The 1,176-nt window shown below is 74.4% G+C and carries 2 protein-coding genes; one reads left to right on the top strand and one right to left on the bottom strand.

Annotated elements, in window-relative coordinates:
• Window positions 1-669, top strand: a 669-nt coding sequence (locus PROKR_RS35590; RefSeq protein WP_036966376.1) for a hypothetical protein, incomplete at its 5' end; no start/stop codon positions are given.
• A 65-nt stretch (window positions 670-734) separates the two neighbouring features.
• Here PROKR_RS35590 and PROKR_RS20150 read toward each other — a convergent pair.
• On the bottom strand, window positions 735-1,176 hold a 442-nt coding region (locus PROKR_RS20150), incomplete at its 5' end, for a DUF1731 domain-containing protein (RefSeq protein WP_157602322.1).

Here is a 1,176-nt window from a genome sequence, read left to right on the forward strand (position 1 = left end):
GCCCGGCCGGGGGCCAAGGCCGTCGAGCCGCGCACCACCGTGGGCACCGTGCTCGCGTCCGTGATGATCGCGGCCGGTGTCGTCGCGGGGATCTCCGCGGGCGTCACCGCGATCCCCGAGGCCTTCGGCGGCGAGGAGCCCGCGGTCGCGGCGCCGTCGCCCGAACCCTCGACCCCCGTGTGGGGCGGCATCAACCCGGTGAGCAATGCCAAGGACCCTGCGGGCGCCGCGGTCGAGCTGACCGAGCGCCGCCTGGCCCTGCTGGCGGGCGCGGTGTCCGACATCAGCATGGTCAACCTCAAGGGTTCGCCGGCCTACCGGGCCGACCAGCAGATCCTCGAGGAGCTCAAGCAGAACAAGGCCCAGGTGGTCGGCGCCTCCGCCGAGATCAGCTCCACCGAGGTCGTGACGCAGGGCCCAGGCGCCGCGTCGGCCGTGCAGAGCGCGACCACGACGTCGAACAAGACGACCCAGACGTCGGACTCCGGCGAGAGCAAGGCGTCGAACAAGCGGGTGCCGATCGAGGCGGTCGTCCGGATCGAGTACACGATCACGGCGCACATGCAGGTGTCCGACGGCGGCGAGACGGCCGTGCCCGCCTCGAAGGAGTCGGCGGACCTGACCCTGGTCTGGACCCCGGGCGGCTGGCGGGTGAGCGAGGTCCGCTGACCCGCCAGGCGTCTACGTGATCAGCGGGCCGGCCGCGCGGTCGACGGTCCGGACGATCAGTACAGCTAGGCTCCGGAGGCCGGGCGGCCCGCTACCCAGCGGGCCGCCGCCTCCGGGCCGGCGTGTGTCCAGGTGAACCCCGTGCGGTTCAGCACGGCGGGCACCACGCGCTGCGAGGCCGTCAGGTCGTCGGCGAACTGCCCGACCGCGAGCCGTAGTGCGAACCGCGGCACCGCCAGCCCTGCCGGCCGGGACAGCGCCCGGGCGAGCGCCCTGGTCAGCTCCCGGTTGGTGGTGGGCTCGGGCGCGACGGCGTTCACGGGCCCGCGGACGTTCGCGTCGATGACGTGCCGGATCACCGCGACCTCGTCGGCCAGCGTGATCCAGCTCCACCACTGTCGGCCGCCGCCGAGCGGCCCGCCCAAGCCCAGGCGCAGGAGCGGCAGCATCCGGCCGAGCGCCCCGCCCGACGGCGCGAGCACGATGCCGCTGCGCAGCCAGACCACG

The organism is Promicromonospora kroppenstedtii DSM 19349 (assembly GCF_000515355.1).
GTDB lineage: Bacteria > Actinomycetota > Actinomycetes > Actinomycetales > Cellulomonadaceae > Promicromonospora > Promicromonospora kroppenstedtii.